22 protein-coding genes are annotated in these 23,796 nt (G+C 54.4%); 14 read left to right on the plus strand and 8 right to left on the minus strand.

Annotated elements, in window-relative coordinates; genetic code table 11:
* Window positions 1–2: 2 nt before the first annotated feature.
* The gene (locus FJ695_RS08390; RefSeq protein WP_141185014.1) at window positions 3–1,064 is read left to right on the plus strand and encodes a branched-chain amino acid ABC transporter permease; all 1,062 of its coding nucleotides are present in this window, start codon (window positions 3–5) and stop codon (window positions 1,062–1,064) included.
* Window positions 1,061–1,867, plus strand: a complete 807-nt coding sequence (locus tag FJ695_RS08395) for an alpha/beta fold hydrolase (protein ID WP_141185015.1) — start codon at window positions 1,061–1,063, stop codon at window positions 1,865–1,867. The genes FJ695_RS08390 and FJ695_RS08395 overlap by 4 nt, the downstream gene beginning before the upstream one ends.
* Window positions 1,868–2,194: 327 nt before the next feature.
* On the opposite strand, the gene FJ695_RS08400 is transcribed toward FJ695_RS08395, so the two are convergent.
* From FJ695_RS08400 to FJ695_RS08420, 5 genes are read right to left on the minus strand one after another with little or no spacing between them, the layout of a single operon-like run.
* A complete protein-coding gene (locus tag FJ695_RS08400) occupies window positions 2,195–2,563 on the minus strand; it encodes a phosphate acetyltransferase (protein WP_141185016.1) in 369 nt (122 codons plus the stop codon).
* The gene (locus FJ695_RS08405; RefSeq protein ID WP_141185017.1) at window positions 2,563–2,952 is read right to left on the minus strand and encodes a MaoC family dehydratase; all 390 of its coding nucleotides are present in this window, start codon (window positions 2,950–2,952) and stop codon (window positions 2,563–2,565) included. Before FJ695_RS08405 ends, FJ695_RS08400 begins: the two co-directional genes overlap by 1 nt.
* A 3-nt stretch (window positions 2,953–2,955) precedes the next feature.
* Window positions 2,956–4,494, minus strand: coding sequence for an AMP-binding protein (locus FJ695_RS08410; protein WP_141185018.1), 1,539 nt, complete (start codon window positions 4,492–4,494; stop codon window positions 2,956–2,958).
* 47 nt (window positions 4,495–4,541) lie between these two features.
* A complete protein-coding gene (locus FJ695_RS08415; RefSeq protein ID WP_141185019.1) occupies window positions 4,542–5,315 on the minus strand; it encodes an enoyl-CoA hydratase/isomerase family protein in 774 nt (257 codons plus the stop codon).
* Window positions 5,312–5,953, minus strand: coding sequence for a TetR/AcrR family transcriptional regulator (locus FJ695_RS08420; RefSeq protein ID WP_141185020.1), 642 nt, complete (start codon window positions 5,951–5,953; stop codon window positions 5,312–5,314). Before FJ695_RS08420 ends, FJ695_RS08415 begins: the two co-directional genes overlap by 4 nt.
* Window positions 5,954–6,270: 317 nt before the next feature.
* Between FJ695_RS08420 and hemA the strand changes: the two genes are divergently transcribed.
* Window positions 6,271–7,488 carry a 5-aminolevulinate synthase gene (gene hemA, locus FJ695_RS08425; RefSeq protein ID WP_141185021.1) on the plus strand — a complete coding sequence of 406 codons (1,218 nt, stop codon included), beginning with the start codon at window positions 6,271–6,273 and terminating at the stop codon, window positions 7,486–7,488.
* A 136-nt stretch (window positions 7,489–7,624) separates the two neighbouring features.
* Here hemA and FJ695_RS08430 read toward each other — a convergent pair whose 3' ends face one another.
* A complete protein-coding gene (locus FJ695_RS08430) occupies window positions 7,625–8,572 on the minus strand; it encodes a DUF563 domain-containing protein (protein ID WP_141185022.1) in 948 nt (315 codons plus the stop codon).
* 449 nt (window positions 8,573–9,021) lie between these two features.
* Between FJ695_RS08430 and FJ695_RS08435 the strand changes: the two genes are divergently transcribed.
* Window positions 9,022–9,723: an ABC transporter substrate-binding protein gene (locus tag FJ695_RS08435; protein WP_141185023.1), complete on the plus strand. Its 702-nt coding sequence runs from the start codon at window positions 9,022–9,024 to the stop codon at window positions 9,721–9,723.
* A gap of 106 nt (window positions 9,724–9,829) precedes the next feature.
* Here FJ695_RS08435 and FJ695_RS08440 read toward each other — a convergent pair whose 3' ends face one another.
* Both FJ695_RS08440 and FJ695_RS08445 read right to left on the minus strand, forming a co-directional pair.
* Window positions 9,830–10,246 (minus strand): BlaI/MecI/CopY family transcriptional regulator, encoded by a 417-nt coding sequence (locus FJ695_RS08440; protein WP_141185024.1) that lies wholly within the window; start codon window positions 10,244–10,246, stop codon window positions 9,830–9,832.
* Window positions 10,247–10,518: 272 nt separating this feature from the next.
* Complete coding sequence (locus tag FJ695_RS08445) at window positions 10,519–10,920, minus strand: DUF427 domain-containing protein (protein WP_141185025.1); 402 nt, start codon at window positions 10,918–10,920, stop codon at window positions 10,519–10,521.
* 191 nt (window positions 10,921–11,111) lie between these two features.
* Here FJ695_RS08445 and FJ695_RS08450 point away from each other — a divergent pair, with 191 nt between their 5' ends.
* The 10 genes from FJ695_RS08450 to FJ695_RS08495 all read left to right on the plus strand — a co-directional run bounded on the left by FJ695_RS08450 (window position 11,112) and on the right by FJ695_RS08495 (window position 23,743).
* Window positions 11,112–12,374, plus strand: a complete 1,263-nt coding sequence (locus FJ695_RS08450) for a glycerate kinase (protein ID WP_141185026.1) — start codon at window positions 11,112–11,114, stop codon at window positions 12,372–12,374.
* A 177-nt stretch (window positions 12,375–12,551) separates the two neighbouring features.
* On the plus strand, window positions 12,552–13,733 hold the full coding sequence (locus tag FJ695_RS08455; RefSeq protein WP_141185027.1) for a GAK system CofD-like protein: 1,182 nt from the start codon (window positions 12,552–12,554) through the stop codon (window positions 13,731–13,733).
* Window positions 13,734–13,761: 28 nt separating this feature from the next.
* Complete coding sequence (gene rbsD / locus FJ695_RS08460; protein WP_141185028.1) at window positions 13,762–14,172, plus strand: D-ribose pyranase; 411 nt, start codon at window positions 13,762–13,764, stop codon at window positions 14,170–14,172.
* A 667-nt stretch (window positions 14,173–14,839) separates the two neighbouring features.
* A complete protein-coding gene (locus FJ695_RS08465; RefSeq protein ID WP_141185029.1) occupies window positions 14,840–15,928 on the plus strand; it encodes a LacI family DNA-binding transcriptional regulator in 1,089 nt (362 codons plus the stop codon).
* Window positions 15,929–15,950: 22 nt separating this feature from the next.
* Window positions 15,951–17,300, plus strand: a complete 1,350-nt coding sequence (locus FJ695_RS08470; RefSeq protein WP_141185030.1) for an ABC transporter substrate-binding protein — start codon at window positions 15,951–15,953, stop codon at window positions 17,298–17,300.
* A 195-nt stretch (window positions 17,301–17,495) separates the two neighbouring features.
* Window positions 17,496–18,800: a carbohydrate ABC transporter permease gene (locus tag FJ695_RS08475; RefSeq protein WP_141185031.1), complete on the plus strand. Its 1,305-nt coding sequence runs from the start codon at window positions 17,496–17,498 to the stop codon at window positions 18,798–18,800.
* The gene (locus FJ695_RS08480; protein ID WP_141185032.1) at window positions 18,797–20,026 is read left to right on the plus strand and encodes a carbohydrate ABC transporter permease; all 1,230 of its coding nucleotides are present in this window, start codon (window positions 18,797–18,799) and stop codon (window positions 20,024–20,026) included. Before FJ695_RS08475 ends, FJ695_RS08480 begins: the two co-directional genes overlap by 4 nt.
* Before the next feature lie 43 nt (window positions 20,027–20,069).
* Window positions 20,070–21,359, plus strand: coding sequence for a hypothetical protein (locus FJ695_RS08485; RefSeq protein ID WP_141185033.1), 1,290 nt, complete (start codon window positions 20,070–20,072; stop codon window positions 21,357–21,359).
* 18 nt (window positions 21,360–21,377) lie between these two features.
* Window positions 21,378–22,439 carry an ABC transporter ATP-binding protein gene (locus tag FJ695_RS08490; RefSeq protein WP_141185034.1) on the plus strand — a complete coding sequence of 354 codons (1,062 nt, stop codon included), beginning with the start codon at window positions 21,378–21,380 and terminating at the stop codon, window positions 22,437–22,439.
* A gap of 152 nt (window positions 22,440–22,591) precedes the next feature.
* Window positions 22,592–23,743: an ABC transporter substrate-binding protein gene (locus FJ695_RS08495; RefSeq protein WP_209010974.1), complete on the plus strand. Its 1,152-nt coding sequence runs from the start codon at window positions 22,592–22,594 to the stop codon at window positions 23,741–23,743.
* The last annotated feature ends 53 nt before the right edge of the window (window positions 23,744–23,796 follow it).

Consider the following 23,796-nt stretch of genomic DNA (forward strand, 5'->3'; position numbering starts at 1 on the left):
ACATGCTCACCAAACTTCTTTCTGGCGACACACCGCGCAGCGGTCTCCTCACAGTCCTCCTGTTGATCGTTCTGGTCTCGCTCGCCTTTGCACCGTTCCTGTTTCCAGGCACCAAGTCGCTGGAAACAGCGGCCAAGATCTGTATCTTCATCGTTCTGGTTGCCAGCTACGATCTGCTGCTCGGCTATGCCGGGATCGTCTCTTTTGCTCACACTATGTTCTTCGGCATCGGCGCATACGGCACGGCGCTTGCTCTGTCCTCATCCGGCCCGAGTTATTGGTCGATGATCTGGGGGACGGCTGCGGGCGCGGGTATTGCAGCACTGTTTGCACTTGCCATCGGGCTCTTCTCGCTGCGGGTCAAAGCCATTTTCTTTGCCATGGTAACGCTTGCGGTGGCGAGCGCATTTGCCGTTCTTGTCAGCCAGATGTCCTGGCTGACCGGCGGCGAAGATGGGCTGAACTATAAGATCCCGCGTGATCTGACACCAGCCTTCAAGCTGGTGAAGGAGAAGGTGTTTGGGGTTAGGATCAACGGCAAGCTGCTTGCCTACTACCTGATTTTCTTTGCGTCTCTCATCCTGTTCCTGGTCATGCTGCGGGTTGTGAACTCGCCGTTCGGACGGACATTGAAGGCCGTGCGGGATAATGCTTTCCGGGCGGAAGCCATTGGTTACCGGGTGGTCTGGTACCGTACGACCGCAACGGTGTTATCCGCCGTCATGGCAGCACTTGCCGGGTCTCTTCTGGCCATCTGGCTGCGCTACACGGGGCCGGCGACAACGCTGTCCATGGAGATCATGATCGACATCCTGTTGATGGTGGTGATCGGCGGCATGGGAACACTCTATGGCGCTGTCCTCGGAGCAACGCTATTCATCCTTGCCCAGACATATCTGCAAAACCTGATGGGCGTTGCAGAAGAAGCAACAAGTATGGTGCCGCTGGTGTCGACACTGGTCGCGCCGGAGCGTTGGCTGCTGTGGCTCGGCGTCTTGTTCATCCTGTCCGTCTATTTCTTCCCGACCGGCATTGTCGGGCGCTTAAGGGCAGGGCGCGCGTGACACTCAAACACTTGCATATTCGTGATGAAGGCGACGGCCGCCCATTGGTCTTCCTTCATGGCTGGACGTGTCCCGGCGTGTTTTTTGATCCGCAAGTGTCGGCCTTGAAAGGTCACGCCCGCTGCATTGTTCCAGACCTTCCAGGACATGGCAGATCGGAGGATTGCCGGCCGCTCACGATTGAGGCATCTGCTGATGCCGTCTATGCCTATTTGGAAGAGAAGGACCTGACGGACGTCGTTTTGTGTGGCTGGTCCATGGGCGCGCTGGTTGCTTATTCGATGATCGAACGGCACGGCGCGGACAGGATTTCCTCCGTGATTGCCGTTGATATGTCACCGAAGGTCCTGAACGACCCAGGCTGGTCAAACGGCACTTTGAGCGGTTTGACGGCAGGCGAAAACGATCATTTCATAACCACAATTGCAAAGGATTGGCACCGCCTGCCGGGCCGGATCGCCCGGCGTCTCTTTGCACGCGGGCAGGAGCCAGAGCTGGAAAGCTTTACGATGGCCAAAGGCGAAATCGCGTCTGCTAATCCGGTTCTTTTGACCGATATGTGGATGTCGCTAACGGCGCTCGACTTTCGCAAGCTAATCCTGAGATTCCCTGTCCCCTTGCATCTTGCAGCCGGTGGCAAGAGCCAGCTTTATGGCCCGGGTGTGCATGCGTGGTATCAAGAGAATGTGTCGGATTTCCACCTGACGATTTTTGAAAACTCCGGCCATGCGCCGCATCTGGAAGAGCCGGAAAAGTTCAATGGGCTTTTGCGGCAAGTGATCGGCGCTGAAACTGTTGCGTAAGCTGTTTACATAAACTCTAGATTTCAAATTTTACTTCAACAGCTTGACAGCAAGTCCAGTGGTCATCTCCGACTCGATCGGGGATCCAATTCACTTTTCTGCAACGGCCAGAGCTTGGTGCGTTTGGAGGGAGTGGGAAGCCTTAAGTCCAATGTCGATCCGTTGTGCGGAAAGCGGCATTGGATCCCGCATCAGGTGCGGGATGACATCTGAGGATGGTGTGCGGCTGCATTCTTTGCTGTCCCGGCCATCGAGCCGGGACCTGTTGCCGCGAAGACGGGTCTCGGATCAAGTCCGGGACAGCTCTGGCAATAAATGGGCTGGACCTTAACCTTTCCCGACATCCTCAACATAGACCAGTGCACGTCCCTGGCAGATGCGGGTGCCGTCGGGTGTCTCGCAAATGGTTTCCAGATCGACCAGATGTTTTTCCGGGCGCAGGCGGGTAATGGTGACGGAAGCGGTCAGTTCTTCGCCGACGGGGGCAGGCTGCAAAAACTCCAGGCTTTGTTTCAGATAGTTCGTGCCGCGTCCCGGCAGTTTTACGCCCAGAAGATAAGAAAACAGACCGCCAATAAGCGGACCGGGCACGGCGTCGGGTGTGCTGGCATCTGGACCGGCAAGTGCCGCGAAATCCTGCATGTCACTCTGCGTGTAGGAGCGTTTGATCTCGTCGCGTTGTCCAACTTCAAACATCAGGCAGCTCCTTTGAGTGTGCAGCTTCCAGACAAAGTGACTGTGCCGTCCTTTGTCCGGGCGACTTCGATCAGGATTTCACCCAGTTGATCCGAGTTCTCTGTGAAGGTCAGGGTCAGTTCCTCATCGGCATAGGACGGGTTCGGAAACATCAGGTTTTGCACCGCGTGGTCCTGATCCGGATAAAGGTCCTGCAAGTGACCGAACACCCGGGTGTAGAGCAGCATGCCGTGGGAGACTGTCCGGCCGAAGCGCGTGCGCGCGGAAAATTCCGGATCGACATGGATCGGATTGTCGTCACCCGACAATTTGGCAAAGGCATCGAAGTCGGCCTGCGTCGGTGTCCAGGTGAATGTTTGTGTCGTTGGCGCGTCTGCGGTCAGGCTCATGGGTCAGGCCTCCTCCGGGAGTTTTTCTAAAAAGGTGTCTTTCAAAATGTTCTTGCGGACCTTGCCGGCGGCAGTGCGCGGCAGATCATCTGAAACGGTGAAGGTTTTTGGGATTTTGTAAGGTGCCAATTGCTCGCGGCACCAGACGGGCAGTGTAGAGGTGTCGATCTGTTCTCCTGGACGCGGGACCAGGAAGGCTGCGCCAACCTCACCCCATTTGTCGTCGGGAACTCCAATCACCACAGCCTCTAGAACAGCCGGATGGCTGACCAGGACCTTTTCGACTTCCGCCGGATACACATTTTCGCCGCCGGAGATGTACATGTCCTTGATCCGGTCGACGATGTAATAATATCCGTCTTCGTCGCGCCGGGCGACGTCACCGGACTTCAGCCAGCCGTCAACGGTGAATGTGGCGATAGTGGCCTCTTTGTTGTCCATATAGCCGGGCGTGATGTTGGGACCGCGAAACTGGACTTCGCCTTCTCCAGAACCTTCAATGGTCGCGCCATTCGCATCTTGCAGGCGAACGTCAGTCAGGATCTGTGCCTTGCCGACGGAGCCGATTTTTTCAGCAGCATGATCGGGGTCCATCAAGAACACGGTTGGGCCGGTTTCGGTCATGCCCATCCCGTTGCAGATGGTCACACCGCGCTTCTGGAAATCGAGAAGCAGATGTTTGGGCACCGGAGCGCCGCCGCAGCCGAGCGATTGGACCGCTGAGAAGTTAGTATTTGTGAGGGCCTCAGACAGAGCCAGCGCTTGATAGATTGCGGGTACTCCGAAAAAGCAGGTGACTTTGCCGGTATCGATCAGGCTCAGCGCGACATCCGGGTCGAACTTCCGTAAGACTGTCGACGCGCCACCATTCAGGAAGATCGGCAGGGTCGGCAGGTTGATGCCCGCCGTATGAAACAGGGGCAAAAAGTTGATGCCCAGTTCGCCCGTGCTGAGACCTGTCGCCTGGCTGTAGTTGATCATGTTGGCGTAGGCCATTCCGGCGGTTTGGATGACGGCCTTTGGAAGACCGGTGGTGCCGGAGGTGTAAAGCAGATACCAGGGGGCGCTCGCTTTTACGGCTGAGGTGGCCGGAGATGCCGACGTTACCGTTTCAAGCAGGGGATCAAGGGCGCTGGTGCCATTTGCTGCCTGTCCAAGTGGCAATAGGTCCAAATTATCACCTGCTGCCAGTTCATTTGCCGCCTCAGAAAAGGCCCCGTCATGAAACAGCAGCTTGGCTCCGGACGCCTCGAGAATGGGTTTGAGTTCGGCAACCGGCTGGCGCCAGTTCAAAGGCACCAACAGGACACCTGATTTCTGCGCGGCGAACAGCAGCACAAAAAAATCCGGGTGATTGTGGCAAAGGACTGCCATCCGGTCGCCGTGAGATAACTCTTTGTCCAACAGCAGATTGGCAAGCCGGTTTGCACGGACGTTGATGTCATTAAAAGTATAGCTCAGGCCCGTGTCGTGGTCGGTGAACGCCACAGCATCGGGTGTCAGCTCCGCCCGTTTGGCGGCCATATCGGTTAAAAACTCCATGTGTCCTCCCAACACCTGGGGTCCAGGTCAGTTATCACGCTGAAGGTTTATGCGCTTCGTTTTGCAAAGGTGGTCATGCCCGCAAATGTCTCCGGTCTGACGATCAGTTCCAGGAATTTGGATTTCTCATGATCCAGGCGCTGCTGGACCAGTTTGCACCGGGCTGCGTCCCAGATGTTTTGCCGGGTTGCGGAATGGGTTTGTGAAAACCGTTTGGAAAATTCAGAAACCCAGCTTTCGATTATTTTGTCGAGTTCAGAGGCTGGGCACAGTTCGGTCACCAGCCCTAAGTCTCTGGCATCAGCGGCCTTGATCCGGGTGTTTAAGTATTGAATTTCGAGCGCTTTGGATGTTCCAACTTTCTCCGGGAGCAAAGCAGTCCAGCCACCATCAGGACCAAAGCCAACTTCAGAATAATAGGGCTGAACGAAGGCGTGGTCGGCCATGGCAACCATATCCGCGGCCAACAGAAGTCCAGTCGATCCGCCGGTCACTGGGCCATTGATGGCGGCCAAGACAGGTGCCGGAAAGGCTAATAGAGCCATGATGACGTCGTGCAGCGAACCAACGAGCTTGTCGGCGTAAGACAAAAGCTGGTCTTCTGAAGTAGCATTTTCCAGAAAACTGCCAACATCACCACCCGTCGAAAAACTGCGTCCGCGCGCGGACACTACCAGCGCAGTGGGTTTGTGGGCTTTTGCTCTTTCGATTGCAGTCAGCATCTCGTCGAGCAACGGCTGGACAAGGGCATTGTGGCGCGCCGGTTTGTTCAGATAGAGCCAAATGGCGCCATCTCTGTCTTCCGTTTCAATGAGGTTCATGGTTTCAAGCCATTGACGATCAAATGGTGAGCACTGTCGACCAGCTCGGGAATGGTTTTTTTGGTGTGAAAAACGACCAGCTGCTCGCCGAGAGCGCGGCCGATCCCCATAAGAGCCCACGCACGAATTTCTGCATCGCCTTCCGAAATCTGACCCTTCTTGACGGCCGCAAGCAGACCGACCCGGTATCCGGTGACGAACTTGGAGTAATACTCCTGATATGCTGCAGGATCGACAAAGAGGGCTTCTTGAACAATTTTGTAGAGATTGGGATGAGCTCTAACAAAGCGCAAAAAAGCGGTGAGGCCGGCCTTCTCGACGTCAAGCCGGTCTGTCAGTGATACGGACGATTCGGAAATCGTATGGCGGACAAGGCGGCCCATTTCCAGAACCAGCTCTGAAAACACCTGCTCTTTTGTTTTGAAGTAAATATAGAAAGTGCCTTGTGCGACTCCGGCTTCGCTGGTGATATGGCCAATGGAGGCGTCGTTATAACCTTTTTCGCCAATGACCCGTTCGGCGGCAGACAGAATTGCCCGCCGGGTCGCCTCTCCGCGGGCCGTTTTGGGCTGCGGAATCGCTGATTTTCCGGTCGATTTGTTTTGTTTTTGCGAGTTCGGCGCGGAGGTGGTCACCATCGCATCCTTCCAAATTCCTGAAACATGAACCAGTATTCATGTTTTGTGGCTGCGCGCAAGCGGTATTCTGTTTTTAAGGTTTGGCGATCGCTTGAAGAAGGAACAGAAAACGGCCTATGTCGTATCGTCGCAGCGCCACAATTGATTTTTGTCATGGCCGTAAATTTGATATTCAGTTTTGAATGAATATAAGGTGGGCTGCAGGCCAATGATGGTTTGGTTGCTTGCGAATCGATATATGCGGAGCACGGACGCGGTGCTGCGCGCGGGTTTAAAGGAACGCTGGGCTGGCCTGGCGGATTGAGGGGAGCCGCATCATGGACGTGACTGCGTACCTGGAAGAGCGCTTAAGTAAACTGCACGACAACGGTAACTACCGTGTATTTGCCGACTTGGAACGGCATTCCGGCGATTTTCCGAAAGCGACGCGCTACCGTGAAGATGGCTCTACGCAGGATGTGACCGTTTGGTGCTCCAATGACTATCTGGGCATGGGGCAGCATGAAAAGGTGACCGGAGCAATGCAGGATGTGCTGGCCAAATGCGGTGCCGGCGCTGGCGGGACCCGTAACATTTCCGGCACGAATCACTACCATGTCCTACTTGAGCGCGAATTGGCCGATCTCCACGCCAAAGATGCTGCTCTGATCTTTACATCTGGATATGTCTCCAACTGGGCGGCCCTGGGCACACTTGCTTCCCAAGTCCCGGGCATGATCGTTTATTCCGATTCCCTCAATCACGCGTCTATGATTGAAGGTATCCGCCATGCGCGTTGCGAGAAGCGGATCTTCAAACACAACGATGTTGCTGATCTCGAGCGCCTGATGGCAGCTGATGATCCCAATGCCCCGAAGATGGTGGCTTTCGAGAGCGTCTATTCCATGGACGGCGATATCGCGCCGATCGAGGAAATCTGTGATGTCGCCGACAAGTTCGGGGCGATCACCTATCTCGATGAAGTGCACGCGGTTGGCATGTATGGCCCGCGCGGCGGCGGCGTCGCTGAGCGCGAAGGACTGATGGACCGGCTGACCATCATTGAAGGCACTCTTGGCAAGGCCTTTGGCGTGATGGGCGGCTACATCACCGGTTCTAAGACGGTAATCGACTTTGTCCGCTCCTTTGCATCTGGCTTTATCTTTACAACGGCTCTACCGCCGGCGCTGGCAGCTGGTGCTGCAGCTTCCATCCGTCATCTGAAGGACAGTCAGGAAGAGCGCGCTGCCCATAAACAGCGGGTAGCGCAAGTACGCGCAGCATTGGACAAACGCGGTATCCCGCACATGGAAAACCCAAGCCACATTGTTCCGGTGATGGTGGGGGATGCTAAAAAGTGCAAGTGGATCTCTGACATCCTTCTGGATACCTATGGGATCTACGTTCAGCCGATCAACTATCCGACTGTTCCGGTCGGAACCGAGCGGTTACGCTTCACACCGACACCATTGCACAGCGATGCCGATATCGAGCATTTGGCAAACGCGATCAGCGATTTGTGGTCCCAATGCGCCCTGGCACGGGCCGTCGCCTGATCAGAAAACTGGCTTGTTACAAGAAAACCCCGCGCTTTAGCGGAAGCGCGGGATTTTCTATATCGAGCTTGGTTTGGCAGCGGTGGTGCAAATCATCTGCTGGACAGGTGGCCGCAATGATGGGGCAAGCGAGCTTTTAAAGCCCCATTGAGCTGATCATCTCATCAAATTGGCGGGCGAGAAGTTCAAGGTTCACCTCGGTGCTTGCCGTAAACGCCCGGCCGCGCGGATTTTCCGTGATTGCCGAACGATATTCAAACTCCAGCTGATGGGCCATCATGGCGTAATGCGGGGTGCCCATGGCTGGACTGAAAAGCTCCAGAACACCGGTCTTGGCTCCGGCCCTGAAAATCATGTTGGTCAAAGCAGCGCCATGGGCGCCTGCAATGATTGGGGCTTGAGAAAACCTATCGGCCTGTTCCCTGAGCGTGAGCGTTGCCGGATCAATCAGTTCAAAGCCAGCGCTTTCTGCGAGCCGGCTGACACGATCTTGATTGCGGAACATCCGGCCGTTCGCCGCATTGCCTGCGCGCAATGTAAAGACTGGTTTTCCAGTGTTTTGCGGCGCTTTTTCCCGGAAAACATCGGCAATCCAGGTCATTGTATTTCCGCGGCAGAAATAGGGCAGGGACAAGTAAGCTTCGTCGACCTGAATGATTTCATTGCGTTTTTGAACCAGAATATCCCGGCCGAAAAAGGCGCCGATCTCCTGAGCTTGCTGGAAAAACGGTCTGTTGGCTGAAATCTCGTTGATGAGAAATGGGATCGATTTAGGCAACCCGTGTTGTTCCACGAGCCAGACCTTGTTCATGATGTACATGAAGAAATGGAAGTAGTTATCGCCGTAAACATGATGCAGCAGAATCGCGTTAGGTAACTTGCGTTCCGGTAGTTTGCGATGCGGCAGAAACAGGGGGCTGCGCTCGCGCTCCGGGAGATCGCTCGTGCCCCAGAGTACGCGTCCATTGTGAAACAAAACGCCAATTCTCGGGTCGACTGTGCAGGGCGCAAGGGCTTGGTAGAGGCCCTCGGTTTCGCAAATCCCTTTGCGTTCCGCAGCCCATTCCAGCGCTTGATCCGGCATAGGTGCATCTATTTCAAAACAAAAAGGTGCACTTTTGCGTTCAACGAGGGGGGTCAGGATTTCAGAAGGCGCTTGTGTGGGTATGAAGGAATCCCGTGCGCGCAGTAATGATTTTCTTACGCGGTGATACTGGTCACGTAACGGATAGTTCATTCTGCCAGGGTCTTTTGTTGCGTGTCTGTGTTCTCGCATTTCTACTCGGAAACTTCAGAGAAATGCAGGCAAATTTGCAGAAACTCGAGGCGGGTTTTCGGTACCACACTGCGTTGTTTAAGACAATTCTCTGGTCCTTGATCGGTCACTCGTGCCTTTTTTGAAGAGCTCAAAACAGAGCTTTGTCGAAGTTTTCTAAGCAGTTCCTGACTGTGGTAAGATCCTGCTTGAGTGCTTTTCAATTAACGCTGCGTCAATAGCGTTCGCTTTAACTTTGGGCGAAAGGGTATTTGAAAATGCTCCGTGGCCTGGCCATAATTGTTTTGAGTTTTTCTTGGGCACACTCTGCCATGTCGGCCGACTGTCCGCCCATTATTGCCGCCATATCGGATGCAGAACTGAACGCCGTCATCATTCCAAAAACAGAAGCATTGTACAGGCAACTCGGTTGTGAACTCAAACTGACCAAGCTGCCCGGGCGCCGTGGCATTGTCGAATTCAATTCTGGACGCGTTGATGGAGAGCTGTTCCGGATCCCGATCATTGAGAAACTCTACCAAGTGCCGTTTGTCCGGTCACAGTTTCCGCTCCTTGAAGTACAACAAGGTGTTTGGATAAAGGCGGGGCGGACACTCAAGCAACGCTCGTTGATCGGATATGTAATTGGCCGGCGATGGCAGGAAGAATTTGCTGAAGATCATCACGATAAATACCGTTTCGTGAAATACTCCGGTACAGCTGAAATGAGAACAGACTACCGGGTCGGCCGTCTCGATGGGTTCTTGTCATCTTCGCCAACAATCGAAACCCTGATGGAAAGCAATAAACTCTCCGAGCTTCCTGAACTGGCGTTAAAGACCAAAGTCGTTTCCCTTCACCACTACGTTCATGAAACCTATGAGCCCTTCATGGCGAAGTTCAATAAGTTGCTCGAATTATGCGCAACGGATTGTCAAAAAAGCGGAAATTGCCAGAACAGCACTTGCCCGACCAATTGATGGTCGGACGGTTCGGCCATATCTTCTGAGATCGATTTAGATAGAAGGCGACAGGCCTCGAAACTTCAGGAAAAAGAGCGGCTTTTACCGCATTAATTTGCAACGTTTATTCGCGGATGAGCGTATCGATCATATCAACGATTTGATCAAAAATCGGATCGACAATATCTGTCCCCTCTTCATTTTTATGTTCAGTGCGTAAGACACTATCTGAGGTATTGTAAATGTATTTTCGTCCTTTTTTTGTTCTTTTAATGTAATCTAATTCGACCAGTTTGTTCAGCTTCCTGTTTATGGAAGTTTTGTTTAGGTCAATGAAGCTCGGAAAGCTATTTATATCTGTTTCAATATTTTTTGCATCGTGAATGTATATGATTTGCCTGATCATGACTTCGTCCAAGGTGAGTTTTGGAGAAATGTCTACAAGCATTTCTGTGATTTTTTCGTGGAGTTCCAATAGCATCGCGGCTTTCCGCTGCTGGCGTAACTCACGCGAGCTGGCAACGGCATATTGCTGTTCCATGGCCGGGTCCTAGAGCTTTTATTGATGCAAATTGCCCAGTTCGCATTGTGGGTCTATGCGGCGCGGGTTGCAAACACAGTTTTTGCCAACAAAATTAGAAAAATAACAAACGGCCGAAAGAAAATAAGAACGGCCAATAAACTGAATACTCAAATTCAGTGGCCCCATCGTAACCTTAAGATCCTGTCCGCAAGGACCGGTTCATTTGGCCCGCAACAGACGTTCAACGTCAGTTGCGGTGCTCATTTTTGTCACCAAAGAGCCGGCTAAGGTTACGTTCCTTCGATAAATCTGACTTTATTTGGCCAGAAGGCGTAGTGGTTTGCTAACTTTTGACTTGTCTCTATAGGAGACGTGTAAATCCAGCCCAGTTCCTCGCCCTCAAACGCGATGTAGCTCGCGTCGCCTTTAATTGGGCAATGTGTCGACTTTTCCAAACTGTCGAAGTCGCACTTGAGATCTGCTTCAGGCACGTAGATCACTGGATCATAGACGCTGCGGCCAATTTCTAGGACGCGCAGGGCATTTTCCGTATCAGCCAGCAGCACATCTCCGGTGAATATCCGGACACGGCGGTTGGCGGGTTTGATCACCATAAGATGGGTTGGGTTCGCCGGATTGCGGATTGCATCTTCAAATGCCGCGGACTGAAACACGCTGTCTATGGTCATCATCTACTCCCATACAGTTTCTCTATACGTGGCACCGGATTTTCGATTTGCAATGCGAGTTTGAGTACGAGAGGTGTGCTTCGTTTGGAGTGGTTTTGATAAGAAATGGTCAGATGCAATGGTGAGTCGGCTTGCAAAATGCCGAAATTTGCCGATCAAGGAGACGCGTGAAGTGACCTAACTAGGAGAAAACAATGGCCGACCGTCCCGATATCATGCTGCGATCCCTCTTTGAAAAGGCAGTTGATGTCGCTGATCCGATGAAAAGCCTTGCACGGTTTTTACCGGAAAAGCCTGCGGGCCGGGTTGTTGTCATTGGGGCCGGTAAAGCGTCTGCCAGAATGGCAGAAGCTGTAGAAGCTGAATGGGGCCCTTGCGAAGGTTTGGTGATCACCCGCTATGGCTATGGCCGGCCGACGCAAGGGATCGAGATTGTTGAGGCCGCGCATCCCGTACCGGATGCTGTCGGGCAAGCAGCGACTGAGCGCTTGCTTGATCTGCTGAAAGGCCTTGGCGGCGATGTGTTTGTCCTGGCGTTGATCTCAGGCGGAGCATCGGCTCTTCTAACGGCACCGGCCGGAGATATCAGCCTGAGCGATAAGCAAGCGGTCAATCAGGCGCTGCTCGCGTCTGGCGCCCCGATCGGGCAAATGAACGTGGTGCGCAAGCACCTCAGTAATGTGAAGGGCGGTCAACTGGCAGCAGCAGCCTATCCGGCAAAGATGCTGTCACTGCTCTTGTCTGATGTGCCTGGAGATGATCCGGCGGAGATCGGGTCCGGTCCGACGGTGGGTGATGAAAGCACGTCAGCTGACGTCAAAGCGATCCTGGATCAATGGAAAATCGAAGTTCCGGCCTCCGTGTCAGAGGTTTTGGCTGAACCAACTGGGGTGCTTTCCGCGCAAGACACAAAACTATCGGCAGTCACAAACACGATATTTGCGGCACCCTCCCAGTCCTTGGAAGCCGCAAAGATACTTGCCGAGGAGTACGGCTGCGATGTGGAACTTCTGGGCGATGCGCTGGAAGGCGAAGCCCGTGACATTGCCGCAGAACATGCGCAGATGGCGCTTCAACGGCAAAAGGAGCGTGGGCAGGTGGAAAGGCCTTTGGTGCTCCTGTCCGGCGGCGAGCTGACGGTAACGCGGCGCGGCGATGGTGTCGGAGGCCCCAACACGGAATATGCGCTTGCATTGGCGAACGAGCTCAACGGTGCTGCCGGGATCTATGCGATCGCTTGTGATACGGATGGCGTCGATGGGGCCGCGGAGGTGGCCGGGGCTGTCATTGGGCCCGATACACCTGCGAAAATCGCGGCTTTAGGCGAAACAATGGCGGGCTCTCTGGAGCGCAATGACGCCCATACGTTTTTTAACAAGATCGGCGATCAGGTTGTCACAGGACCAACGCTGACAAACGTGAATGATTTCCGCGCGATTTACATCTCCAGTGTGTGAGCTGAGGTGCCGCCGGTTGAACCCGCATGGTCGATGCTGTTGCCATGTGTTCTGCTTGCGCGAAAGACAGAGTACGATACGGAGCTCGGTCTAAGTTAAAGGCCCGTCACAGCTTTTTGCCATCTCCCGTTTTGGGTGCTAGGACAAGTTTAGCGAGTTTCGGCTGAAGGAAGCCACGTGTCAGAAGTCACCATTACCCGGGCGGTACGGATGCCGGATCAGTTCCGCATAGAGCGGTTTCTATCCAATCCAAAGTTCGGTCCGCGTCTGTTGTTCTTCAGTGGTGGGACAGCGCTGAATGACGTTGCTCGTTGTTTAAAACGATATACGCACAACTCCATCCACTTGGTGACGCCGTTCGATTCAGGCGGCAGTTCCCAAGGTCTTCGGCTTGCGTTCAACATGCCGGCGATCGGCGATTTGCGCAGCCGGTTGATGGCCTTGGCGGATGAGACGGTTCTTGGCCAGCCGGATGTCTTTCGCCTGTTTACACACCGGTTTTCTAAAGCTGCTGATTATGAGAACCTGAATGCCGAGCTTGAGGCGATGATCGCCGGAATTCATCCGCTGGTCGGTGTGATTGAGCAACCGATGCGCACACTTATTCAAAACCAGCTCGGGACCTTTCAAGATGCTTGTCCAGCTGACTTTAGTTTGCGCGGGGCAAGTGTCGGCAATCTCATTCTGGCTGGCGGTTATCTCAATCAAAACCAGCAACTCGAGCCGATCATCTTTCTTGTCGCCAAGCTTGTTGGTGTGCTTGGAACCGTAAAGGCCGTGTCTGATGACAATCTGCACTTGGCCGCAGAATTGGAAGACGGCGAGGTTGTGATTGGCCAGCACCTTCTCACGGGCAAGGAGCATGCGCCGCTTGCTTCGCCAATCCGGGACATCTTCCTCAATCACAGCTTGGCAGCCCGTGAACCGGCCATATCCGTTTTTCCTGACCGCAACAGAGCATTGGTGCAGTCAGCGGATTTGATCTGTTATTCGCCAGGAAGCTTATATACGAGCCTCATCGCGAGCTTTCTTCCACGCGGAGTTGGCCGGGCGATCGCCAACCGGACCGTGCCAAAGGTCTATGTGCCGAGCCTTGGAGAGGATCCGGAAACCAAAGGCATGTCGATTGCTGACAATGTTGACAGGTTGCTGTTTTATTTGCGCAAAGACGCCGGGAGCGACTGCCCAGTTGAGCAGCTTCTGAATGTTGTCATCGCCGATCGAAGCATGCCGGACAGTGATGTTACCGATATCGAGAAACTTGGTATTACCGTTTTGAGGTTGGATCTGATATCCAGCAAAACAGCCCCTTATTATGATCCGGTGCCTTTGTGTGAGGCACTGGTGTCCCTGACATGATTGGCAGCAATAAGCTAAGGAGACGGATATGAAACGGACACCAATGTTGAACCGTCATATGAGCAAACTGATTGCCTCTCTCGGGCACATGGACGAGATCGTCGTTGCCGACGCCGGTTTGCCAATTCCTCAGAACGTAGCTGTGCTCGATCTTGCGGTGTCTCCAGGTGTTCCCAGTTTCTTTGATGTTTTGGATGTTCTGACAAAGGAACTCATTGTCGAACAGGCGGTTTTCGCCGAAGAGGCCAGTCCGGAACTTGCAACGGAGATTGAAGTCCGACTTGCGCATTGGGCTGCAGAAACCGGAAAGCCGATTGAGCACTCCCGGGTTTCTCACGACGATTTCAAAACCCGCACCAAACAAGCGCGGGCGGTTATCCGTACGGGCGAATGTACGCCCTATGCCAATGTCATTCTGGTATCAGGTGTGCCGTTTTGATTTGTCTTTATTAGGAGCTTCCGTTTGGGTTTGAGCAGCTGTTAAGTAGCCCAAACGCTAATCTTTGCGGCGTAAAAAAGAGCTGACGAAATCGGCTGTTGTTTCGAGCTCAAGTCGTTGGAGAATGGCATTCGCTTATAAAATCCATTGCCAGCGAAGCCGCACGTTTCAAAGGAAGATAGTCAGCCTGAGCTTGTCCAGTGTGGTCATCCCCGATTTGATCGGGGATCTACTCGCTTTGCCACTTGCCGCAAGTCATGAGTGATTTTGTTGAAGCTCTGCAAGCGAGTGGTTCCCCGGTCTCCGCTGCGCTGCAACGAGGATGGCAGACGTGGGTGAGATCGGAGCTATTTTTCAGCATCCGAGTTTATTTCTAAATGTGAAGGCCTTGCGTTTGTGGGAGTGAGTCAAGGGGTGCGCTTTGCAAAAGTGCAATCCCTAGGTGTAGTGAGGCCGCGAAACAACAATTTTCCGAAACAAGAATCCAGATAAGTTTTGCTGTTGCGTCAATATCTTCCCGCTTTGCAAAATCGGTTTTGTGAATTCGCAAAACCGATTTTGTTGACTTCCGAAATCGGTTTTGGAAGCATTGTTGAAACAAGCGCCACGCCTCTTTGATGCGCGGCAAAGAACAATGACAGGGCCTAATTGGCCCACGGGAGGATAAATGCCGGGTCACCGCGGTTCCGTGACAATCGATGATGTTGCGCGCCATGTCGGCGTTGCAAAGGGAACCGTGTCCCGGGTCCTGAACAACTACACCGACATTTCTGAGGCGACCCGCAAACGGATTTTGAAAGCTGTTCAGGATCTCGGTTATCAGCCCTCGGCGACCGCACGCAATCTCAAACGCGGCCGGCAGGACACGCTCGGCATTGTAATTCCGGTCGGCCATGGCAGTGGCGCGGACCCGTTTTTAGCAGAATTCATCGATGGGATCGCTCGCGCGCTCGACGAACTCGGTTTGGATCTTCTTGTGACGACTGCCCACTCGCGGGAGCACATGATCGAGACCATTCAACGGCTGATCGCCCGCCGGAAAGTTGATGGATTTATCCTGACTCGAACCGAAGTCGAAGATCCGCGCATTGCCTTCCTGAGTGAGCAAGGGTTCCCCTTTGTCACTCATGGCCGGTCAAGTTTTCCCGACACCCATGCCTGGTTTGACATCGACAACGAGAAGGCCTTTGCCGACGGTGTGCGCCACATCTACAGCCTTGGCCACAGCCGGATCGGGTTTCTCGGTGGTTCCCTGGAACTGAATTTTGCGCAGCAGCGCCGGAACGGCTATCGCGCCGGTCTGGAAGCGCTCGGAGTGGCGCATGATCCGGCGTTGGAGACCTTGCAGGATCTCGATGAAAAAGGCGGATTTGCCGGAGCTAAAGCGCTTTTGGCAAAACTCGAGACACCGCCGACGGCGTTGCTCTGCGTCACCGACGCTCTGGCGATCGGCGCAATCCAGTTTTGCCGCAAGTACGGCCTTGAGGTCGGCAAGGATGTGACCGTCATTGGATATGACGGGTTGCCTTTTGGCGAATATCTCGATCCGCCGCTGACCACCTTTTCCCAGAGCGCACTCGATGCCGGCAGCCGTGTTGCCCGCATGCTGGTCGACGTTCTGGATGGCAAAGATCCGACAAGCCTGAAAGCGCTTGCCGAAGCAACCTTGATCCGGCGCGCCTCCGATGGCGCACCGCAAAGAACACCGGAGGCACTGGCTGACGTGCTCCGGCACCGGCTGAACCAACAGCCATGACCTGGCAGTAAGGGAGACTGATATGATTGGGAGGAGTACTTTCCTGACCTCGACCATTGCGGGTGTGCTCGCACTGGGATTGACCGCGGCTCAGGCAGAAACCTTGCGTTTCTGGACAACTGAAGAACAGCCGGAGCGCTTGGCCAAACAGGAAGAGATGGCGGCAGCGTTCAAAGAAAAAACCGGCATTGAGATTGATGTTATTCCGGTCACTGAATCGGATCTTGGAACCCGCGCGACTGCAGCCTTTGCGGCTGGTGATCTTCCGGATGTGATTTACCATCCGTTGCAGTATGCGCTGCCTTGGGCAGAAGCGGGCATCTTGGATACAGATGCTGCAACTGAGGTTCTGGAAAACCTGGGAACCGGCACCTTTGCACCCGGCGCGGTGGCCATGGCGTCGGTGGAAGGCGGCATTGCGTCAGTCCCGGTCGATGGCTGGACTCAAATGGTCGTCTACCGCAAGGACCTGTTCGAAGCGAACGGTCTTGCTGCACCGGACAGCTACGAAAGCGTCTTGGCAGCCGTTGAAAAACTGCACAATCCGCCGGAAATGTTTGCTTTTGTCGCCGCGACCAAGGTCGACGAGAACTTCATGAGCCAGGTTCTGGAGCATGTGCTTCTGGCAAACGGTGTCAGCCCGGTCGACAGTAAGGGCTTCAAGGCTCTGGACGAGAAAAAGACTGTGGAAGCGCTCGAATTCTACAAGGCCATCGCAAAAGCATCGCCTCCGGGTGATCTTTTCTGGAAGCAGTCTCGTGAGCTGTATTTTGCTGGCAAAGCTGCGATGATCATCTGGTCTCCGTTCATTCTTGATGAGCTGGCTGGTCTGCGTGACAGTGCACCGCCAACCATTACGGATGACCCGACTTCCAAGGAGCTCGCTTCCAAAACTGGGATCGTGACCACTTTGAAAGGTCCGTCCAATCCGGCTGGCGCAGCATGGGGTGACGTCCGCTACTTCGGCATCACCAACGATGCGGATACGGATGCAGCCATGCAGTTTGTCGAGTTCTCAATGGACGATGGCTATATGTCGACCTTATCAATCGCTCCGGAAGGCAAGTTCCCAATCCGGCGCGGCACCAAGGACAATGCAACAGCCTTTGTTGAAGGCTGGTCCAAGTTGCCGGTTGGTGTGGACCGTAAGGCGCCGCTCACTGAGCTTTATGATCCTGAAACCATCAGCACGATCGTATCCGGTCTCGACACCGCTGCACGTTGGGGTGTGAAGGAAGGCCAGCTGTCATTGGCGTCCAAGATCATCAACAGCCAAGTGATCAACCGTCTGGTGCGCGAGTACATCGACGGCGAACGGGATGCGGCTCAGACTGTAGCTCAGCTGAACGAAGAACTGGCCAAGATCCAGTAACCTCTCCGGCGGCCCGCGTTTTATAAGAATGCGGGCCTGCCAATCACTTCTTTGCTTAATCCGTCGGCGCCCGTTTCCGCGTCCGCAGGATGAAACGAGGATGAAGCGAAACGAATTGATTCGGCGGATTGTCCGGCGAAGCCTAGTGACCGACACACTTTTCTTCCTGTCCGCATCGAAACTTGAAGCAGAAAAATGACCGCTCAAGAGCAGACCATTGCACAGCCGCGGCCGCCGAAAGGCATAGGGCCGATGCAACGCCGGGAAATGCGGCTTGCCTATTTGATGCTGGCGCCGACCTTCCTGATCATTCTGGCGATTGTTGCCGGGCCGCTGCTGGCCAATTTCTGGATCAGCTTCAAGCCGGTGCAATTGGCCGACCTCCGGCCGCCGAGTGTCCTTGTTAACGAGCGCATGCGCGGCAAACCGGCAGCGCCGGGCGATGCGGCAACTCTTGAATACCGGCTGCGCAATTCTTCGCAGGACAAGGAAATCCGCGACGTGGTCCTGCGTGACCAGCTTCCTGCGGGTTTTGATGTTACCGCCGTGCCAGAAACATGTACGGTGCAAGGCTTAGCCATCACATGTGATATTGGCAATGTGCCGCCGAAGTGGCGTGAACGTCTACGCTTTGAAGGCACGGTGTCAGAAAGCTATCTGTCCGCCGACCGGCCGGAACGGGCTAGCGTTCCGGAGGTGTCAGGGGATGCCGATAACGTTCTGACGAACTTTGAATTCACCTTCGAAAACTTCAGCCGGATCTTTGATGCGCACGAGTTCTGGTCGGTGCTCCGGGTGACGTTCTACTACACGATTTTTGGCACCGCCGGAGCTTTGGTGCTCGGTCTGTTTGCCGCCCAGCTTTTGAACACGTCTTTCAAAGGCCGGGGTTTTCTGCGGGGGCTGTTTCTCTTCCCCTATGTGTCGCCGGTGATCGCGGTTGCCTTTACCTGGGTCGTTCTGTTCGATCCCTTTTCAGGCACTTTGAATGCGCTTTTGACCAAGATGGGCGTGGTTGCAGATCCGATCAATTTCTTCGGCCAGCGCGCTGTCGAGTTTTCGTTCTTCGGCATTCCGATGGAGTTTCCGCTGGCGCTCTCAACGGTGATCGCCTTTGAGGCCTGGCGGTATTTTCCGCTGTCTTTCCTGTTCATTCTGGCGCGGATGCAGTCTCTCAACACAGATATCTATGAAGCGGCCGAGATGGATGGTGCCACGCCGTTGCAGCAGTTCTGGTATCTGTCGCTGCCGCAGTTAATGGGCATCCTGTCGGTGTTGTTCCTGCTGCGATTCATTTGGACGTTCAACAAGTTCGACGACATCTTCCTGCTGACGGGTGGCAACGCTGGTACGCGGACACTGACCGTCGATGTTTATGAGCAAGGTTTTGCACTCTCCAACCTCGGCGCGGGTGCAGCCGTTGCTGTGGTCGTCTTTGTGGTTCTGGTGACCTTTGCAACGCTCTTCTTGCACTTCTCACCCAAGGAGGAAGGCCTATGAGACCCGGCAGCGTTCTTATTGCGGCCATCACTGGCCTGATTTGGGGTGTGACCGCCATGGTGGTCATCGGTGTTACGCTAACGCTGGTCACGGGCGAAGTTGCTCTCCCGCAAGCCACTGCCGCTGGGTTGGCTGGGCTGCTCGGAGCGTTGGTTTTTGTCTGGCGCCAGACATCGGATGCTGCAGGACTTCCGGCCTGGGCGCTGTCGGCACTGGTTACAACGCTGGTCCTGTTGGCGGGCACCTTTGCAGCTCCCTTCACCTTGCCGCTCTCAAGCGTTCCGCTCTGGCAAATGGCGGGATTGATCGCCTTTGTTGGCTGTGTAACAGCTGCAAACAAGGTCAGCCTCGACGGGGCAAGCCTAGGAGCCATGTCGCGCTACCACCGGGAAGTCATTTACATCCGGATCTTCAAGGGTATAGGCTTTGTGGTGTTCACCATCATCGTGGCGCTGCCGTTTTATGTGATGGTGATGACGTCCCTGAAAAGCCAGCAAACGTTGCTTGCCAATCCGCTGGACCTTTCCATCGACCTTTCCCAAGGGTTTGACGGTCTGTTCCGCTCCTATGTGGAGCTGTTCACGAAATTCAATTTTGGGCGTTATCTGATGGTGTCGGCCTTTGTCTCCGTCGCGACCGTGATCCTGACGCTGCTGTTTTCTGTCCCCGGGGCTTATGCAGTCTCTCGGCTGCGATTCCCAGGCCAAGCGTTTCTGTCCCGCTCGGTGCTGTTGATCTACATGGTTCCCGCGATCGTTCTAGTGATCCCGCTTTATGCGGTGTTCTCGCAGCTTGGATTGCGCAACACGCTGACCGGTCTTCTGATCGTTTATCCGGCAACGACCATTCCCGTCGCGCTCTACATGTTACAGGGCTATTTCCGCGGACTGCCATCGGAACTGGAAGAGGCGGGACTGATGGACGGCCTGTCGCGGCTGGGTGTCATCTTGAAAATCACCTTGCCGCTCTCCCTGCCGGCGCTGGCCTCCGTGTCGCTTTATGTCTTCATGATTGCCTGGAACGAATTCCTTTTTGCTTTCATGTTCCTGGACGATCCGGACATCTTCACGCTGTCACGGGGCGTCGTGTCGCTGAATTCCTCGGAGGTACCGCGCCAGCATTTGATGGCCGGTGCAGTGATCGCGACAGTTCCTGTTCTCTTCATATTCCTTTGGTTCGAACGCTTCCTTGTCCAGGGCCTGACGGCCGGCAGCGTGAAGGGCTGATCATCTTCATCAAAGAGCTCCCAAGAAGCTCAAGGAGACTTGTGTGTCACAGAACGATCTAGATCAAACCGCCCGCGACATCCTGATCGGCAATGATCAAGGCGGTTATACGGTTCCCACAAAAGGGCTTTATCCCTACCAGTGGAACTGGGATTCCGTTTTTGTCGCCCGCGGGTTCGCGACTTTCAACCCGGATCGCGCCTGGCGGGAAATCGAGCTGTTGTTCGAAGGCCAGTGGCGGGACGGCATGGTGCCGCACATCCTGTTCCGTAAGGACGATCCAAGTTATTTCCCCGGGCCGTCTGTCTGGGGAACCGATGGCGGACCGATCCCAAGCTCGGGTCATTCCCAGCCGCCGGTGGCCGCGACCATTGTGCGTGATCTGCTTGAACTGGACAGCAGTGATGCCGCAGCGGGCAGAGCCAAGGGGCTCTTTCCCAAAATCCTGCATTGGCATCGCTGGTACATGCAGTACCGGGATCCGGACGGCCTGGGTGTTGTGGCGGTTATTCATCCTTGGGAATCTGGTCGGGATAATTTGCCGGATTGGGATGACGCTTTGCGGGCGGTCGAGGTCAAGGATGTCGAGCCTTATGTGCGCAAGGATACATCTCACGTCGACCCGGAAATGCGCCCGCACAAGGAAGACTATGACCGGTATCTCTCCATCGTTGCCGCGTGCCGGAAAGTTGGCTGGGATCCGGAAAAAGTCGCCCGGACGTGTCCGTTCTTCGTAGCTGATCCCGGCATCACCTTTATCCTCTTAAGGGCCTGTCGGGACCTTCTGGCGCTTGCCGGTAAGCTGGGTCTGAAGGAACATATGGCAGAGATCGAAGGTTGGATTTCCCGTTTGGAAAGCGGTGCGGCCCGGCTTTGGAACCCGGACCTGAAAGCCCATGTTGCGCTCGATTTGCGGACGGGCAAGCTGACGGATGGTGTGTCGAGCGCGTCCTTTCTGGCGCCTTACGCAGGCCTTTCCGGCCCTGATGTTCTTCCCGCGGTGCAGGATCACTTCGACCGGATTGGTTCCAAGGTTCGGTATCTGATGCCGTCCTATGACCCGGATCACCCGAAGTTTGAGCATCTGCGGTATTGGCGGGGGCCTGTCTGGGCGATGGTCAATTTCATGATTTCCAGAGGCCTTTCGGAAGCTGGGGACGCCGTCCGCGCCGAGCGCTTGCGCGCCGATACGGCAGCCCTCATTCAATCAGGCGGTTTTGCAGAATACTTCAGTCCGGAAACCGCAGTCGCCGCGGGAGGCGGGTCCTTTTCCTGGACCGCAGCAATCTGGCTTGCCTGGGCAACGCCATCACACGCAGAACAGGCAGCTTAAGAGGGCGGGGAGAAAGACATGGGAGCGATCCAGCTCAAACGCGTCGAAAAATGGTTTGGTGACCTGCAGGTCATCAAGGGGATCGATCTCGATATTCAAGACGGCGAGTTCGTGATTTTTGTTGGCCCGTCCGGCTGTGGAAAATCGACCTTATTGCGGTTGATCTCCGGTCTGGAAGAATCCAGCCGCGGCGGAATCGAGATTGACGGTAAGGATGTCACCGCTTTGCCGCCGTCCGGCCGTGGCCTGTCGATGGTGTTTCAGTCTTATGCGCTTTATCCGCATATGTCCGTGCGCGAAAACGTCGGTTTCGGATTGAAAACAGCAGGCGTGCCAAAGGCCGAGATCGACCGCAAGGTCAATGGTGCAGCTGAAATCTTGAAGCTCGATGACTACCTTGATCGGCGCCCGAAGGCACTCTCAGGCGGCCAGCGTCAGCGGGTGGCAATCGGCCGGGCAATCGTGCGTGAACCAAGTGCGTTTTTGTTCGATGAACCCTTGTCGAACCTTGATGCTGCTCTTCGGGTAGAAATGCGTTTTGAAGTGGCCCGGCTGCACAAGAGCCTCGGCACGACGATGATATATGTGACACACGATCAGGTCGAAGCCATGACCTTGGCCGACAAGATCGTTGTGCTGCAATCCGGGGAGATTGAGCAGGTCGGTTCACCGCGCGAACTCTATGAACGGCCGGACAATCTGTTTGTCGCCCAGTTCATCGGTTCGCCGAAAATGAATGTTCTGCCGTGTTCTGTCGAAGGCGATGCATTTTCGCTGGATGGCCATGGCGGCGGCCACTATCCGCATTCCAATGCTACTCGATCCCCGGTCAAACTTGGAATCCGTCCGGAGCACATGCATGTAGTTGCACCAGAAGAGGGGCATTGCACGGGTTCGGTCGAAGTGGCCGAGTATTTGGGCGCTGACACGTTCCTTTATGTAGCGTTGGACGGTTTAGACACCATTTTGGTGCGTATCAGTGGCAGCGAAACCATTGAAGAAGGCGCGCGTATCGGACTGAAATTCGATGAAAGCCGCATGCATTTCTTTGACAAGGATGATCGGGCCATCTGGGCATAACACATCCAACTCAGATAAGCGCAAGGTGCTCAACTTAAAGGGAAAATTTCAGGAAAAGGGCCATCTGGAAGGGGCTGATCCATAATGGGGTAGCCTAAGGGTATTGGAAAAAGTACCTACTTTTCCTTTGGTTGCAGTGTTCATAAAATGGAGTGACTGCTGGAAAGGAGACGCTTTCTTTTATGACTGCAGGTAGATATTTTATATTTGTACTTGTCCTCGCAATTGCGGGTTTTGGTTCGCCTGCTTTCTCGTCCGGTTTCAAAATTACGTTTATCAATCCAGGCGGTGACGGCAGCTTTTGGGGGGAAGTCTCCAAAACCATGGCAGCGGCAGCCGGGGATCTCGATATTGATCTGGAGATCCTCAACGCAAACCGGCGCCCTTACGCGATGGAGAAACTTCTACAAGAGCGATTGGATCGAGGGGATTTGCCAGACTATTTTGTTCTTGTGAACGAACTCCAAGAAGGCACACGCCTTGCGAAGATGTTGCGCCAAAAGCCGGTTAAAATACTGTTCCTGCTCAACACGTTGTCAGCATATCAAATGCAGGTTGTCCTGCAGGAGCCTGGCATAGAGAACCAGCTTGTTGCATCGATAATTCCAGACAATGAAACTGCCGGCTATGAGATGGCCAAGTCTCTCATCTCTGCAGCCAGATCGTTACATTCGGCGTCGCCCGTGCTGCGTGTTTTGGCTTTGACAGGAGATGAAAGCACACCTGCTGCTCTGGACCGGGAGCAAGGCATGCTTCGTGGTTTGGCGGAGGAGGACAATCTCGAACTGTTGAGAGCGATCCCGGTAGAATGGAGCAGCGCACTCGCATACGCCAGGGCGAAAAATTATTTGGCGCGGACAACGGTGGACGCCATATGGGCGGCCAACGATGATATCGCTTTAGCAGCTGGGAAAGCGGCGGCAGAACTTGGACTAGTTCCAGGAAAAGACATTGCTCTGGTTGGGCTGAATTGGTCCCGTCCCGGCATGTATGCAGTATCCACCGGCGCGTTGGCGATGTCTCATGGCGGACATTTTTTTGCTGGCGCTTGGGCTGCAGTGATGTTGTACGACTTTCATCATAGCAGTTCACAGTACTCTGCCATCGCTCCAGGAAAAGCAGGCTCGGCTGTGGTCAATTTCAAGATGTCTGCGATTACTCCAGAAAACGTCGGTAAATACTTAGAAAAATTGGGTGACGGCGACTGGTCGAAAATCGACTTCGCCCAGTTTAGCAAAGTCATAACAGGACATACCGGTTATGATTTTTCAGCCCAAGCCATTCTGAATGCTGCAGGAAACTGACACTCTGGCTTTCAATTCTGGATGACAGGTTCCGTTTTGAACCGTCTTCAATA

It is taken from the genome of Labrenzia sp. PHM005, assembly GCF_006517275.1.
Classification (GTDB): Bacteria; Pseudomonadota; Alphaproteobacteria; order Rhizobiales; family Stappiaceae; genus Roseibium.